Source organism: Thalassoglobus sp. (genome assembly GCF_048270125.1).
Taxonomy (GTDB): Bacteria; Planctomycetota; Planctomycetia; order Planctomycetales; family Planctomycetaceae; genus Thalassoglobus.
In genome coordinates, this window is the sequence record NZ_JBLWTN010000004.1 from 160,084 (window position 1) to 174,879 (window position 14,796).

At 50.7% G+C, this 14,796-nt stretch carries 11 protein-coding genes; 1 reads left to right on the top strand and 10 read right to left on the bottom strand.

From position 1 onward, the window contains the following. Positions 1-191 precede the first annotated feature (191 nt). The 7 genes from ACN0YR_RS06875 to rsmH form a co-directional block, all read right to left on the bottom strand. Positions 192-1,628, bottom strand: a complete 1,437-nt coding sequence (locus ACN0YR_RS06875; protein ID WP_417848457.1) for an aldehyde dehydrogenase family protein — start codon at positions 1,626-1,628, stop codon at positions 192-194. Between the two features lie 295 nt (positions 1,629-1,923). Then, positions 1,924-2,358: a hypothetical protein gene (locus tag ACN0YR_RS06880; RefSeq protein WP_417848458.1), complete on the bottom strand. Its 435-nt coding sequence runs from the start codon at positions 2,356-2,358 to the stop codon at positions 1,924-1,926. Positions 2,359-2,442: 84 nt separating this feature from the next. After that, on the bottom strand, positions 2,443-3,471 hold the full coding sequence (locus ACN0YR_RS06885; RefSeq protein ID WP_417848459.1) for a DUF1559 domain-containing protein: 1,029 nt from the start codon (positions 3,469-3,471) through the stop codon (positions 2,443-2,445). Between the two features lie 357 nt (positions 3,472-3,828). Beyond that, positions 3,829-5,511: a peptidoglycan D,D-transpeptidase FtsI family protein gene (locus ACN0YR_RS06890; RefSeq protein WP_417848460.1), complete on the bottom strand. Its 1,683-nt coding sequence runs from the start codon at positions 5,509-5,511 to the stop codon at positions 3,829-3,831. Then, positions 5,504-5,848, bottom strand: a complete 345-nt coding sequence (locus ACN0YR_RS06895; RefSeq protein ID WP_417848461.1) for a hypothetical protein — start codon at positions 5,846-5,848, stop codon at positions 5,504-5,506. The genes ACN0YR_RS06890 and ACN0YR_RS06895 overlap by 8 nt, the downstream gene beginning before the upstream one ends. 288 nt (positions 5,849-6,136) lie before the next feature. Next, complete coding sequence (locus tag ACN0YR_RS06900) at positions 6,137-7,573, bottom strand: LysM peptidoglycan-binding domain-containing protein (RefSeq protein WP_417848462.1); 1,437 nt, start codon at positions 7,571-7,573, stop codon at positions 6,137-6,139. 14 nt (positions 7,574-7,587) lie between these two features. Continuing rightward, positions 7,588-8,490, bottom strand: a complete 903-nt coding sequence (rsmH, locus tag ACN0YR_RS06905; RefSeq protein ID WP_417848463.1) for a 16S rRNA (cytosine(1402)-N(4))-methyltransferase RsmH — start codon at positions 8,488-8,490, stop codon at positions 7,588-7,590. 554 nt (positions 8,491-9,044) lie between these two features. Here rsmH and ACN0YR_RS06910 point away from each other — a divergent pair. Continuing rightward, positions 9,045-9,407, top strand: a complete 363-nt coding sequence (locus ACN0YR_RS06910; protein ID WP_417848464.1) for a hypothetical protein — start codon at positions 9,045-9,047, stop codon at positions 9,405-9,407. Between the two features lie 114 nt (positions 9,408-9,521). On the opposite strand, the gene ACN0YR_RS06915 is transcribed toward ACN0YR_RS06910, so the two are convergent. Genes ACN0YR_RS06915 through ACN0YR_RS06925 form a run of 3 tightly spaced genes read right to left on the bottom strand, consistent with a single transcriptional unit; the run spans position 9,522 to position 14,608 of the window. Further along, positions 9,522-10,514, bottom strand: a complete 993-nt coding sequence (locus tag ACN0YR_RS06915; protein WP_417848465.1) for a hypothetical protein — start codon at positions 10,512-10,514, stop codon at positions 9,522-9,524. A 4-nt stretch (positions 10,515-10,518) separates the two neighbouring features. Continuing rightward, complete coding sequence (locus ACN0YR_RS06920; protein WP_417848466.1) at positions 10,519-11,886, bottom strand: tRNA modification GTPase; 1,368 nt, start codon at positions 11,884-11,886, stop codon at positions 10,519-10,521. 31 nt (positions 11,887-11,917) lie between these two features. Next, entirely contained in the window at positions 11,918-14,608 is a 2,691-nt protein-coding gene (locus ACN0YR_RS06925) for a HEAT repeat domain-containing protein (RefSeq protein ID WP_417848467.1), read from the bottom strand. Between the last annotated feature and the right edge of the window lie 188 nt (positions 14,609-14,796).

Below are 14,796 nucleotides of genomic sequence, written 5' to 3' on the forward strand. Positions count from 1 at the left end.
CTAGATTGTATGCAGATTTCTCAGATTACGAAGCTTTGAGAGGAAAAGTCTCACAAAAAGTAAACGGAATCCATCGGGAATTAGGATGAATGCTCGAAAAAGAAGCACTGGACGGTATCCATGGAGTCGTTGGGGCATTGTGGCGGCTTTGATGAGCGACACACCTTGAGTGTGTCGCTCAACACTCAGTCTCAATGTGCCGGTGGTGGACTGTTTTGGAACGCTCGATTTCGGAACATGAACTCGATGATGTTCCCTTCGTGCGGTTGCAACCAGTTGAGTTGCATCGTTTTCACGCGACCGATGTTCAAGCGGTCGATGTGGGTTGCATCGAGGAGTTGCCGAGACCATGCCTCGTCTTCGGTAATCGCGGAACCAACTAATGTTGTGCCGATCGTTTTGATCATTTTCGCTTGTGGGCATTCAACCACCGAGGCAAATGGGAACATGTATTCCGTGTTTGCCAGGAATGGTTCAGGGCTTGAGCAGTGAACAATTGTTGGTCGCAGGAAATCGTATCGTTCGTGTTTGACCCAGCGATCACCGTCACGGTATTTGGCGGTGACTTCTGTCACGCCATGATCTTTGAGTTTGTCCTCGATCTGGTCATTCATCGCTTCGGCGACACCCTTAGTGGTAAAGGCAGCCAAGGAGGCGTTTGGATCGGACATCGGCAAAGGTGCGATAGGTCCAAGTTTCTGAGCGATGGCATCTGCGATTTCTTCGGTATGCCGCGACGCCCAAATGCTTGAGGCGTTGATGCAGCTTCGCCCGGAATTTGCGAAAACGCTATCAACGAGAATATCAAGGAAGCTTTCCCACTGATCGACGACATCGTCGCCAATCAGGATCTTTGAGAACCCGGGCCCGTGTGGTTGCACTCGTGGATTGGAGGCGTATTGGTCGATCGTTTGTTGTCCGCCGAAGATCATTGAACGGTCACATGTTTCCATGACAGCGGCTCCACAATCGCGAGGACCGGGATACAAGCTGAACGCTTCACCGGGAATTCCAGCTTCGGTCATCGCAGCGAACATTCGGTACGGCGTCCAAGGTTCCTGCGAGCCCGGTTTAAGAACAAGACCAAGTTGCAGGGGAATGAGTGGCAGCCAGAGCGTATGGACACCTGGTGAGTTGTTGGGCAAGACCGCCCCGAGTACGGGGGAAGTGGCCTGGTAACTGACCATCACTCCACGATCTTCCATACCGTATCCTTTGGTGAGGATTTCGAATGGAAGTCCACGTGTGAGTGAATTGAGAACGTCCTTCATGTGTTGCATGACAAAGGCGTTCTTCTTCATGTTCCCTTCGCACATGTGTACCGGAAGGCCGGTCGTGGCTGACTGAATCTCGCAGAACTGCTCGGGAGTTTGTGTCCCATTCCCTAGCGGAAGCTCAGCTTCCATGAACAGCTTGCCGGCCTGAGCACACATCTCACAGAGTTCGTCGATGGAGAACTGCAATAAAACTTCCCGCGCCCGGGCAGCTTTCCGCATGTCCATTTTGATCAGTCCTCCGTTGGCCTGATCCATCTGAGCGAGTTCTTCTCCCGTTTCAAAATGAATGACAGGAGCCTTCTCCATCGAGGTATACGGCTTCCCCCAGCGAATCACAGGAATTTCAAGCATGGTTAGTCACTTTCAGTCAAACGGCAAATTTTTGTAGTGTCACACCCGGTCAGATCGATACGAAAGCGGAGAGTGAGCTCACTACCATATCTACTCTACTTTGGATTAAGCCAAATAGGGTATCGTTCTCGGCTGTTGGGGAAAAGGAAAGGAAGCCGTTGCCAATTTTTTCTTCCTAAATCCGAGCGAACGGGAAGGCAGACGATCTGAATAACAAAAAACGCAGCACCACAGTGAAAACCGTGGTGCTGCGAGAGTTTGACTCATGAAAAATGAGAAGAACTTTTGTCGGTAATTACGGAGGGGTTCCGCCGCCGCCTAGGTCTGGTGACAGGAGGCCTCCAGCTCCAGTTCCTTTCTTGAGATCTAAAGCAATTTCTTTATCACCATCGTCTCCGACAGTGAATTCGAAATATTCGACGTTGGGGGCAGGCGAAGCGCTGTCAAGTGGGACTGAAACTCGAACCGTGTAGCTTCCCGGAACGATTCCGTCATCGTCGTCGTAAGTTCCGACGGTAAAGCTCCCGTCTTCAGCGACGAGTGCAGATCCCGCACGTACACGCTCATTACTATCAAGCGGGATCAGGTCGATCGTTGCAGGACCAAATGGTGATCCATCAATGGTGAGCTTCCCTGAGGCGGGAACTGTTTTGAGCTTGTCCATTTCCAGGTCAGCTCCACCAGAGCAACCGACCATGAATGCCAAGCTGTAAAGTAACGGCAATCTCATTAACAAAATTCTCCAGTATGAATTTGAAAAGTTGTTGTGGAGCCAAAGAGTTCAAACAAAAGAGTTCAAACAAAAAGACATTTGTTACGGAACAGTTACGATGCTGTCAGCATCGGTTCCATTGATCGTATTCAACGACATCCACAAGCTCTTAGGACCAGATGGGCCTTGGTTGTGGGCTCCGTGGTAGTCCATGTTTTCGCTGAAGAATTTCACGGCGCCATCTGCCATCAGAAAGTGTGCTCCTCCAACGTGAACACTACTTGGACCTGGCCAGTCCGAATTAATCGCATGGGCAGCGATGTAGTATGGCCCCATTGCATATGGTGCATTCTTCCACCATGTCGTATCTTCACCAGCCATCCCGTCAGGATTTGTGATTTGATAGGCCGTGTTTGTGGCGATGACGTTATGAGTAATGGAAACCGCCCAGTTTCGGAACACTGTTTCCCCTCCACCACGTCGAGGAGTTCCTGCGCCTCCACGTCGACCACCCCATTTTTGCCCTGTCGAGTTGACCTCTCCGACTGCGATGGTGTTTGAAGTTCCATCCACGATATCTCTCATGCGAACTCGAGATTCCAGTGAGAAGACCCCTTCGTGGACCTGACCTTTGCGTCGCCACCAGTCAAAACCTTGAGAGCCACCGTAGTTCGTTACACTGAGGTTGTAGATTGACGAAGTGTCGATTTCGGAGTCAGAGGGGCACTGAAAACCAGGGATGCTCTGAGCAGTGATGAGATCGCCACTTGGCAGCGTTTGCCCATAAAATTGTTCTTCAGTGTCGATTGCGTTGTAGAGTGGTGTTTGGTCGATGAATGGAAGGATCATCACCATCCAACTGTGATTTCGTGGTTCCCCATTTGCACGAGAATTCTTTGTCGGCCAATACGCGTGCATGTCATTTGGGAAGATTCCATGTGTGTCATGGTAGTTGTGGAGAGCCAACCCGATTTGTTTCAGGTTGTTCTTACACTGTGTCCTACGGGCAGCTTCACGAGCTTGTTGAACAGCTGGGAGTAGCAGGGCGACTAAAATTGCAATGATCGCGATGACCACCAGCAATTCAATCAATGTGAACCCTCGGAAATTTCTCCGACTTTTAAGCATCATCGTTAACTCCAGTTTTAGAAAAGGGAAATCGCAAAAATAGAATGAAGGGTGAGTACCCTGTCAAAAAGAATGTCAAAGCAAGCGGGATTAGGATTAAGTTATGAGGATTGGTTTTGGTCTGGAATTTCCAACTTATCGGATAGCCATTATCAGAATTGATATTGGTGCGGATTGATGAGAAGGTGGGTTGATCGTAGTAGGCCCCAACTTAGATGTCAACGACTTTTGATGCATTGTGGCTGTTTGGCATAAAACAAGCAGGAGAAGAGACGATAAGGTAATCCAGCCTGAGTTGAACGAGGCAGGTCCTTTGAACAGTTGGTCTCTTGAAGAAAACGTGCCAATTCCTCAAAGTTTTTAGAAACCCGTCGAATTTAAACAATCCTTCAAGATTCTGGCCGCGTACGGAGCTGCAACTGTGCCGCCGAATTGGGAACTTCCTCGGGGTTCGTCGACACACACGAGTACGAGAAACCTTGGGTTCTCGGCGGGGGCTCCGCAGATGAAGGAGCAAACGTTCTTGTTCGAGAAGTACCCTCCGTTGGGGTTCACTTTTTGTGCGGTTCCTGTTTTCCCGAAGACTGACAATTTTTCCAGCTGTGCCCGTTTGCCGGTTCCGCGCTCAACGACTTCTTTCATCGGATGCTGAACAACCCAGTCAGCGACCGGTTGAGAAATGACTTGCGAGACCACAATCTGCTGAGGCAAAGGGGATTCGTGACTTGTCCGAAGAAGAAGGTGCGGACTTTTTTTCTTTCCCCCATTCGCCAAAATCGCATGGGCTGAAATCATTTGAATCGGAGTGACAGCCAGTTCGTGTCCCATGGGAATGGAACCGGTTGAATAGTTGTTCCAGTTTCGCAGCGGGCGCACAATGCCCGGGACTTCACCCGCCAGTTCGAGGCCCGTTTTCTTTCCGAATCCGAAGGAACTGGTCAACGAATAAAGTTGTTCGTTCCCGAGTTTTTCTCCAATCTTCGCCATCCCGATGTTACTCGACTTCACCAGCACATCGGTCAGGTTGAGTTCGCCGTATGGGTGATGGTCATGCAGCAGGCGTCGCCCCATGTAATAGGAGCCCCACTCGCATTGGAAAGTTTCATTTGTGTCGAGGACTTTTTTGTCGAGTCCCCAGGCGACAACGAGTGGTTTGAATGTTGATCCAGGTTCATAGACAGCTGAAATCGCCAGATTCTTCCAGGCATTTTCCGGAACATCTGCAAGATTTGACGTAGAGAAACCTGGTCGCGATGCCATCGCCAGAACTTCTCCAGTTGAAGGGGCCAGAACGATGGCGCACGCTCCAACCGGATTGTGTTCTTCAACAAGATCATCCAAAGCCGCTTCAGTATGCAGCTGCAAGACCGTATCAAGCGTGAGGACAACTGTGTGGCCATGCCGAGGAGGCTCGGTCACCTCTTCGAGGACTTCCAGGACGTTTCCACGTGCATCGCGAACGAAACGTCGGACACCATCTTGCCCACGCAAGTACGAATCAAACGCCTCCTCTGCCCCGCCCTGCCCGTTTCCATCGATGTCTCGTAATCCAAGAACATGAACCGCGAGTGATTCCTGTGGATAAAATCGTTTGAACTCATCCCGTAGTCCGACCATCTCTTTGGGAAAGTCAAGTTGCTGGATTGCCGCCGTCTGATCTGGGGACAACTGGCGTTTGATCCAGAGGAATTTTTTTTGTGAATGCGTTTTGATTTTCTCTTCAAGCTTGTCAGCTTCCAAATCAAGAACTCTTGCGAGCTCATTCGCAATGGGCTGCGGATCGTCGATGGAACTCGGATTGACGAATAAGCTTGATACGCTCGTCGTTGTTGCCAGCAAGCGACCTTTCCGGTCCAGTAAATCGCCGGGACGTGCCGGGATCGGTTCATGGCTGATCTGTTGTCGCGCAGCGCGGGAAGCAAATGTTTCTTGCGAATACAATTGGATATGCATGAGACGTAGCGCAAGCAGACCCCATACCCCCAGTACGAGAATCTGCACCAGATATTCGCGTCCCGTCCAACTTCGCTGAGAGTCACTCATTGCGACGCTCCTCCCCGGCCCCCTTGAGTCTCCATTCCAGGAGCGGCGGAGTCGCCTCGGATGGTTCTTTCACGGAGCGGGTTTCGGTGAGCTCGATGGAGGAATTCCACTCCCGCAAAAGACGTGGAGGCGCACCGAGTTGCTGAGTTTTCAAGAACAGCTGTGAACGTTGCTCAGCGAGAGCCTGGAGCTGGTAGTGTTGCTCGCTGATAGCCCTTTTGAGAGACAGTTTCTGTTTTTCCAGCGCAATCCCCATGATCGAAATCAGGGTTAATATCGCCAATGTTGCTGCAAACCGGAAAAACATAGACTCACCATGGAATGTTGCCCCTTCCATGGGAGTCAATCCTTCATCCGCGAGTTCTGCGACTTGATCTGTTGAGAACTGATCCTGAAATCTGAATTTGCTCTCTCGCTCGCTCTCTCAAACACTGAAAAACGAATCTTTCAGAGGTTTGGTACTGATTCCCGGCCAGTGGTAAGAAAGAAACGACCTGTTGTAGTCCGGGTCCATCGCCCCGTTTGGCTCGTCCGGGACAATGGTCCCGGCCTACGTTGGGTTGGTCGTTCGTTTTCTACTGTTCGCCCGCAAATCAGCGATCAAAGACTCAGAACATGTAAAGAGTTATCGGATCGTTTCTCCCGACGGTGCGAGGACAACTTGGCTGGCATCGTGAGGAAGTCGTAAAACCATCCCGATTTTCAGGGTATTCCCATCCTTCAGGAGATCTCGGTTCATGCCGACAATTTGTGACCAGCGAGCTGTCCGCCCAAGGTGGTTTTCTGCAATGTCGGTCAATGTGTCTCCTTTTCCGATGCGATAGAGCGGCTGACCGTCCTGAATGAAAAATCCGGGAGCGAGAAGAGATTCCGGCGATGGCTGAGCATCAACAATCCCTGCCATTTTAGGATAGCGTTGATCAAGGACCTTCGAGTCTGGAACCAACACAAACATTCCGGGTTTCATGCGGTCCGGGCGAGGAATGCGGTGTTTGTTGTATTCCGCCAAGGCAGCGAAGTAACGGGCTGTCCCAAAGTGTTGACGTGAAATTGTCCAGTAATTTTCACCACGCTGAACTTCGTGAACCGTCTCTTCTGCGATTTGATCTGTCGCGTCGCTCGGTTGCTGATTCTGAACGACTAGTTCATTCGCTGGTGGATTGTACACCTGTTTTTTCGGTATTGACTGCGCAGTGTTCAGGGAACTTGACGGATTAGGAACGTTCGGTGTGGTCTCTGGGATCTCTGTCGTCGGTGAAAAAGGGGCGGGCTGAGAAAGTTGTGGCGCCGGGCTCGGTTTGAGCGTTTCGACGGATTCGATTTCGAAGCTTTGACTCGGGGCTGGAGTTGCAGCTGGTTTTGATTCAACAGGATTGGCTGGAAAAATAGAGGCTGTCGGAGGAGCCATTCTCGGAGCCGAGTCACTTGGAAATGAAGGTGGAGCTGGCTCATTTCCCAAAGGTGGAATCTCTAGGTCTGCACCGAAAGCGGTCTCTGCACCTTGCGCGGACGTTCCAGAATTTCCGGTTTGTTTCAAGAATGGATCACGATGAACTGTCGAGGCCGGAGCTTGTCCCTGTTCGGTTTGCACAGGTGCTACAGGTGTTGTCTGCACTGGTGCAGTCTGAATGGGGACGGTGAGTGCCGTTCTCGGTTGCGGAGTCGGATTGGTCGGTTGAGTAATTTCCGCAGCTTGAATTTGTCCCGAATTCAGGAGTCGAGAGTTCATCTCCAGGGTTGGTGGAGCATCGAGTTCTTCAACTCCGTCAAAGTTCTGGCGAGGAAATGATGGGGGATTCTCTTCATTACTTTGAAGTGGAGCCGCCTGGACTTTTGTGTCAAAGAGTCCGGTCGCAACGTCAACTTGCGTGCTTTTTTGAGGCGTACTTTTCAGAAGTGCAGGTTCCTCGACTTTCTTCGGAAGGCTCCACTTCGGACTTTCCGCAGGAGTCGCTGAATCCTGGGCAATCGCTGCTCCTGTGAGACAATCCTGCGAGATGAAGATCGTCAGTACGAGGGCAACTCGAATGAATCGGTGTGAATCATGATTTCTTGAAAACATGGGAGTTCCTTCTCTTATTCAGCTCGTTCCGCGACGCGAATTTTCGCGGAGCGAGAGCGTGGATTCATACGTACTTCCGATGGTGTCGGAGCAAGTGGTTTGCGGGTGAGGTTATTCCAGACCTCTTTGTTTCGAAATGCGTCCTTGACCATTCGATCTTCGATGGAATGGAACGTGATAATGACCGCACGTCCGCCGGGGCTCAGTCGTTGCGGGAGGACTTCCGTGAGAAACTGTTCCAGTTGGTCCAGCTCGCGATTCACAGCAATCCGCAAGCCCTGAAAGACTCGCGCGACGCTGGGGGATTTTTTTTGACTCGTTGGTCCGGTGACCGAGTGGACCAGCTCGACAAGTTGGTCAGCGGTTTCGATTGCTCGCGCAGCTTTTCTTCGTTTCACAATCTCCGCAGCAATTTTGTCTGCATCCCGTTCGTCTCCATATTCGGAGAAAATCTGTGTGAGTTCTTCTGTCGATGCAGTCAGCATGAGGTCTTTTGCAGGACTTCCGGTGGAAGTGTCGTACCGCATGTCCAGTGGGCCGGAGGTGTCGAAACCGAATCCTCGCTGAGGGTCTGCGAGTTGATCTGAGGACAAGCCAAGATCGAGGAGAACGCGATCGACAGTTTCTAATTCGAGTGTGTCCAATACCGTTTCGAGTTCGGCATAGCTGCACTGATGAAGTGAGACGTTTGGTCCGGACACAACTTGAGCGGCGCGATCAAGCATTGATTGATCACGATCAAGTCCGATCAGTTGTCCCTGGTGATTCATGGCTTTAAGGATGTGTTGACTATGCCCGCCTGCACCGAGCGTTCCATCAACGATAATCAGGCCGGGTTGAATGGCGAGTTGCGTAAGAACTTCATGAAGCATGACCGGAATATGCACCGTCCGATTTGACGGCGATGGGCGCGGCATCACGTTGTCCTGAAAGTTATGTGGACAGGCTTTCTGATTTGACGAATTGCCGACGGAGTCGCTGCGAACTCCAGTACGTCGAAGTGTCAATTCGAAACGGATGTCACACTGGGTAGGTTGTGGGGAATGAAGCCGAGGTTTGCGGAATCGCGTCGGCAGTGGGGGTAGGAATCTTGAGCATTATCTACAGAGTTCGGCAAATTTCTGGAAGAGCAATTTAGGCAGCGATTTATTGGGCATGTTCGCATTGACTGCAATAATTGCCGAAGTTTGTGTGCTTTATGGATTCTGCGTCGGCGTCATTTGCCGAATGAGCGGTGAGGTTGCGGCAAAATTTGCCAGACTTCGCAGTTTTCTGTTTGACATTCTCTGCCGAACGTTCGATTCAAAATAGATAGTGCCCGCGGGCCGGTTTGTTTGATTCTTGACAGCCTCTCTTTTGTGACGTGTCCACTAAATTTGTCACATGTTGGCTTGTCGTATCTCAAAATGAAACATTCACGACAAAGCGCGGTCGATCAAAAATTTTTCTGCACGGCGGTCGGGAGATCATAATGAAACGGATGATGACATTGAGTTTGGGAGTCGTGCTATTGGTCGCGAGTGGATGTGGAACTGTACGAGGGGTGCGTCTGGCTTCGATTGAGTCAGCCTGTTTCGGTACGAACACTTCCGAGCAAAGCCTCACTGCTCCTCCGGTTGAATACATTCAGCCAGTTGAAGAACCTCGAGGGCTTGCTCCTGTGCCTCCCAGTGCAAGTGACCTTCCGATGGAGCAAGAAGAGTTGCCTCCGCCTCCGCCAGCCAACTTTGAAGTCACATCCGGACTTCAACGTACTGTCCGGAAACCAATATTGATTCCGATTCAGCAAACTGCTGCCCGCTGGAGTGATACCGTTTTGACGAAGTTGCAGTAGTATTTTCGTGCCCGTGAAGAATGCGTTTCACTACTAAGATTGCTGTTCGCGACAAGGCAGAACGCGAACAGCAATTTGAGAAAAGCAATAGGGAGAACCGCATTCGCGATCGGGTCAACGCTTTCGCCAGAGCACTTCGTCGCTGATCTTCAATTGCTTCTGGATCGATTGAATCTCTTTTCGGAACCGTTGCGCGTCGACGGGATAGCCCTTCGTCGGTTTCAGTTCTGGAGAATGTGACCTCCAGAACTGGTTGAACTGGTGCATGGCCAGTTCACGAACATACTTCGCGACAATCGAGGCTGCGGCAACAGGGAGATGTTGCTCCCCTTTCGTTTGAAATCGGAACTCAGTCCTGTTCACTCGATAGCGGCTGACCGCTCGACTTTCTTCAAGGCAGTGAATATTCGCATCACCGACGATAGGAGAGAGGAACTCATCGTACCGATTCCGTCCGCCGTGCTTGTCGCCAATTACTAAAGTTTGCTGTGGTTCACCTGCATTCCAGGCTCGTTTCAGTAAATCGAACGTCAGTTTGGACAGTGCAATGCCTTTGCTCCCGTGCAGGTCGAGGCATTCGTTGAACTGAACTGCTGGGACAATTTGTGCCTGGATGCAATCACAGACGAGTTGCGACTTCTCCATTGTTCTGGAAAGCCGATCTGCGAAGACGCCCACCAGATCATCGTTCGCAACGATCGGTAACTCTAAGTCCATTTCAAGCCATGGAATTGTCTTAAAGCTGCTGTTTACCAAATCAGGTTGGTCAGACAGATCTTCCCACAGCGATTTCAATGATGTGGTCGAAACGCCAGCGACTCTCAACAGAGACAATGCAGATGTCTCCAGTGATTGAAAACCGTATTTTCCTTTATTCACTTCTTTCGAATCAGCGATATGCAGTTTCGCGTGCCGGCACGTTGATTTAATGTCAACGACATCTTTGAGAAGATCAGCGAAGTCACATTCGTCAGGCGAGATCGGCGTCTTCCAGGTTGTCGCAGCGATCACCAGCGGTCCGAGGTTTGGTCCGTATCCGGCTTCATCCATTCCGAGGAAGAATCCTGTGGAATCGATGTCGTTTTCCATCTCGAAGAGTCGATTCACTCGATTACTTTCCTATGCAAAATCGGCTGAAAATGCGGTCAAGAATATCGTCGGTATAGACGACGCCGACAATTCTTCCCAGGTGATCAAGAACATCGCGCAACTCCATGGCAACGAGTTCATCGCCTCCCGCATGTTCAACGATTTCCAGTGCTCGACATAAAGAGTCATGAGCATGCTGCAAACTTTCTCGACACCGAGCAGCTGTCGCCCCGGTGAGTTCGGCGTCGACATTGGAGTTCATGAGCTCATCGAGAATGGCGTTTCGGACATCCTGAATTCCCTCACCAGTCTGGACCGAAACGTTGATGAGATCCTCAGCGGGGACATGGTGGAGAGTGTCGGCTTTTGTGCTGATTTCTATCACAGACTTGTTTGCTTCACGACATGAAAGTAACAGCGACCGATTCTCGGTTTGCTCTTCGGGTGTCGCGTTGGCAGGCGAACACCAGACAATCAGATCGGCTCGTTGATATTGATCAGCACGTTGGTTCCCGGCAATCTCTTCGATGCCGTCGCGAGCGGATTCCCAACCAGCGGTATCAATGAGCGTGTAAGTCACACCACCTTCGTTGTGGACGGTTGCTGCCAGGTAGTCTCGTGTTGTCCCTGCAATTGAAGAAACGATCGCAGTTTCTGCTTCGAGCAGTGCGTTGAAGAGCGTACTTTTTCCCGCATTGGGCAACCCCGCAAGCACAACGCGGGCATGACCGGTTGAGAGCATTCTCTCTTGAGATTGTTGCAACAGTTGCTGCAAAAACGTGTCACCAGAACGCAATTTCTCCAGGAATTCCGGACGTTGCACGAAGTCGATGTCTTCTTCCACGAAGTCGAGACCCGCTTCCAGGTCAGCCAGGTGCAACAAAAGTTCTTCACGTAGTTCGCTGATTTTTGAGGAAATTCCCCCTGCGAGTTGGTCGAGCGCGGTTTTGAGTTCATTGGGATTGGCTGCATCGATCACACCAAGAACAGCTTCGGCCTGGACCAGGTCGATTCTTCCAGCGAGAAAGGCTCGCAATGTGAATTCGCCACGTTCGGCAGGTCGTGCTCCAGATGTGAAAATCCGTTCGAGGATTTCATTCAACAAAGGAGGAGAGCCAACGCAGTGAATCTCAGCAAGTGGTTCTCCTGTGAAACTCCGGTGAGTCGGCCACAAATGGACATCAACCGGGAGTTCCAGGTCTCCTTCGCCCAGACGGATCGAGCAAGGATATCGACGGGCGTGAGTTGGGTGAAACTGAGGGCTGGAGGTTGAAAGGATTCGCTTGAGTACAGCGACCGTATCACTGCCACTCACACGGAGGATTCCACGCGCTGCCGGTCCCGAGGCAGAGGCCACCGCAGCGATGCAAGCATTCGAAGAAACGTTCAAGGCATTCACAATTCAGAAATTCTATGTTGACTCAATTAGGAAGAAGTTTCTGAAACTCGGGGAGCCCGCGTAATGAATTCAGATCGGGGTCGGTTCGCATCAGCTCGAATTCTTCAAAGCCATATTTGATCGATTTTTCAAGTGCCTGAATTGCTTTCGCTTCATACTCTTTTATGGTTGGCATCGTCTTGGAAAGATCAGGAAGTTTTCGTAGAGATTCGATGGCTCGACCGAACACGCATGCGGTGTTGTAGGCGAAAATGTCATCTTTGGGAAACTTGCCTGTCGAATCCAGAGTGAACTGAACAGCTTCTTCCGTTTCTCCCTGAATCGCCTTAACGATGCCAATCCCGGTAATCGCCTGACCATCGAAGCTGTCTATGGCATAGGCTTTTTGAAATGCTTCACCAGCTTCATCGAACTTTTTTAATTTCAGGAGTGTATTCCCTATTCCTGAATGTCCAACTCCCAGTTCAGGATCGATTTCGACAGCAAGTTCAAAGTACGTAAGCGCATTCTCGTAGTTTTCGACACGCGAATGATAGTACGCAGACTCAATAGAATTCCAACCGGGGGAATGGCTCATCCAGAGGCGAATACCATCGTTCGCGGCATCCAGACCGCTTTCGTTCTGCGTTTCAAAGCATTGCTGACGATAATCTTTCAAGAGTTCTTCTGCACGGCGAGTCCCAATCCTCCCGAGTGCGTAGCAGATTTGTATTGCTTCATCTTCATTTGCATCTTTGATCAAATTGAAAATGGCCTCGGCTGCCTCGTCACTGGTTTCCTGTGTGAGGAGCGCAATTCCCGTCTGGCGGAGGATTGGCTCTTCGGAGTGAACAGCTCGCTTGGCAACTTCAAGTAACTCTGGCATCGCTAAAGCGGAAACGAGATTGTAAATCAGGACTCGTTCTTCTGGCTGGAATTCCTCCTCGTGTTTTAACAGGTCGCGTATGATGCGCTCGTCACCAACATGCTCCAGTATCGCCAGGAGTTGTTCACGATCGCTTTTCTCCTCACTGCGATAGATTTGTTTCAGCACCAGAGTCGCAGCTCGTTGATCGCGGGTTCGGCGGAGAATCTCCAGGACGTTCTCGGTGACATTTCCTTTCGCCAAACGGACCAACGCATAATCGACCGCAATTTGCTCACTTTCCGCGTCTGCCATGTTGACCAGTGCATCGAATGCGACAGTTTGCGCCTCTTCAGAATCGTCTTTGAGTGCCGCTTCAAGAAATTCGAACAATCGCTCATGACCGACAGCAACGAGTCCCTTTAGAGCGGCAGAACGAACTTCCGGGCTCTTATGCGAAAGTGCTTGGACCAGGTACGGGGACCATTCGCGGCGGTAGTTTTCGGTCAGGAGTTCAATTTGCTTCGCAGGAGGAACATTCACTGCTTGTTCGGTATACAAACGCTCGATGGACGAGGTTGCAGCTTGTTGATTGGACCTCAACAGCGCGACCATCGCACCTGCGGCGTCTTTCTGATCTTCTTGAGTCGCAATGTTGACCAACATCGGAATCGCCTGAGGGTGACTCTGTTGGCCGATCGCCAGAAGGACAAAAGGTCGAGTCGATTCATCAGCGGTGTCATAGAGCTCGCTAAGCATCGGGTAGATGTTTTCGAAAGTCGCGAGATCCTGTCGAGTCTCCAGTGAGGCCAGTGCAGCACGTTGAGAGAGGGGGTGTCCGGATCTGATTTCACGTTCGATGTAACTTGGATCGATGACAGCAAACAGGTCTTTTAAACTTGCTTGTACGGCGTCAGCGACGTCAGCGAAAAGGAATCGTCGGTGGCTCGCGTCGATTTCTTCCTTAGCGTTGACGTTGGGAAGATTTGCGAGTGCCAGATACTGCATGTCTGGAAATGCAGGAAAGAATGAATAGAGCTGATTCGCAGGTTCGAGAGTTGCCCGATGAAGCAGCCAGTCGACCAGGTCCACATCCATCTCTGAGGCAGTTTTCGACCAGCGAATGACAATTCGACGGACTTTTAGGGCGGAAAGCTTCTTCAGTGCGTCTGCAAGGTCTTGAGCATTCACTGTGTTTAATGAACCTTGAATTTCCAGCAGCCCCAGCGAGCCCTCTGGACCAATTCGCTTTGATGTCAGTCCCAATCGTGCTCGCTGTTCCGATCTCAAATCGTGAGTCAGCTGCCCGCCTGATTCCAACGGAATCGTCAGGTTGAGTTCTGAAATTTGATTTGTCTTTTCGACTTCCAGAAACAGACACCAAAATGAAGCAGCACTTTTTTGGGGAATCGTCAGCTGTGGCGGAGTCGTCATTTCGTTGATGGAGAGGACCTCGCGGTCCAGCTTCACTGGCATCGAGTGATACTTTTCTGGACGGTCTTTCAGTCCATAGGTCTCTCCCCAGCCAGTCAGAGTAATCTCGTCGCCGTTGATGGTGACGAGGTTTTCGGTCTGATTCAGAATGGTCACTCGGACAGCAAGGTAACGAATGCCGAATTCAGCATAGGCATTGTCCGTCCCGAGGTAAGTACGATTCACCCAAACTTGAACCGGTTTGTCCAGGTTCGCCGTCAGTTCGTCCGCACCTGTGAGGCGAGATTCCTGTCGGATTTCCTTGATCACTTCATCGACAGGAATCACTTTCAGAGGTTTTGTCTCGCCATCTTCAGCGACGATCACACCCTGGAGCGATGTGCAGAGGAACACCCAGGAAACGAGAAAGACTCGCCAATTGTTATAAATTTCCATCGTGGATCGACCATTGCAAATTCTGAATATGCGAGAGGATATTCTACTCATCTTGCCTGAAAAGAGAGAGCCCGAAATCGAATTCAGCTCAAAGATCAACAAGAAACGCTGGCAATCTGCCAAGAATTTTCGTGTCTCATCTGGCTTTCGCGGCCTGATGGTTTTCTGAGTACGAAGAAACCTCCATT

Excerpts from the sequence above, each read along its gene's own strand:
- ACN0YR_RS06875 (WP_417848457.1), bottom strand. The coding sequence starts at position 1,628 with ATGCTTGAAATTCCTGTGATTCGCTGGGGGAAGCCGTATACCTCGATG.
- ACN0YR_RS06880 (WP_417848458.1), bottom strand. The coding sequence starts at position 2,358 with ATGAGATTGCCGTTACTTTACAGCTTGGCATTCATGGTCGGTTGCTCT.
- ACN0YR_RS06885 (WP_417848459.1), bottom strand. The coding sequence starts at position 3,471 with ATGATGCTTAAAAGTCGGAGAAATTTCCGAGGGTTCACATTGATTGAA.
- ACN0YR_RS06890 (WP_417848460.1), bottom strand. The coding sequence starts at position 5,511 with ATGAGTGACTCTCAGCGAAGTTGGACGGGACGCGAATATCTGGTGCAG.
- ACN0YR_RS06895 (WP_417848461.1), bottom strand. The coding sequence starts at position 5,848 with ATGGAAGGGGCAACATTCCATGGTGAGTCTATGTTTTTCCGGTTTGCA.
- ACN0YR_RS06900 (WP_417848462.1), bottom strand. The coding sequence starts at position 7,573 with ATGTTTTCAAGAAATCATGATTCACACCGATTCATTCGAGTTGCCCTC.
- rsmH (WP_417848463.1), bottom strand. The coding sequence starts at position 8,490 with ATGCCGCGCCCATCGCCGTCAAATCGGACGGTGCATATTCCGGTCATG.
- ACN0YR_RS06910 (WP_417848464.1), top strand. The coding sequence starts at position 9,045 with ATGAAACGGATGATGACATTGAGTTTGGGAGTCGTGCTATTGGTCGCG.
- ACN0YR_RS06925 (WP_417848467.1), bottom strand. The coding sequence starts at position 14,608 with ATGGAAATTTATAACAATTGGCGAGTCTTTCTCGTTTCCTGGGTGTTC.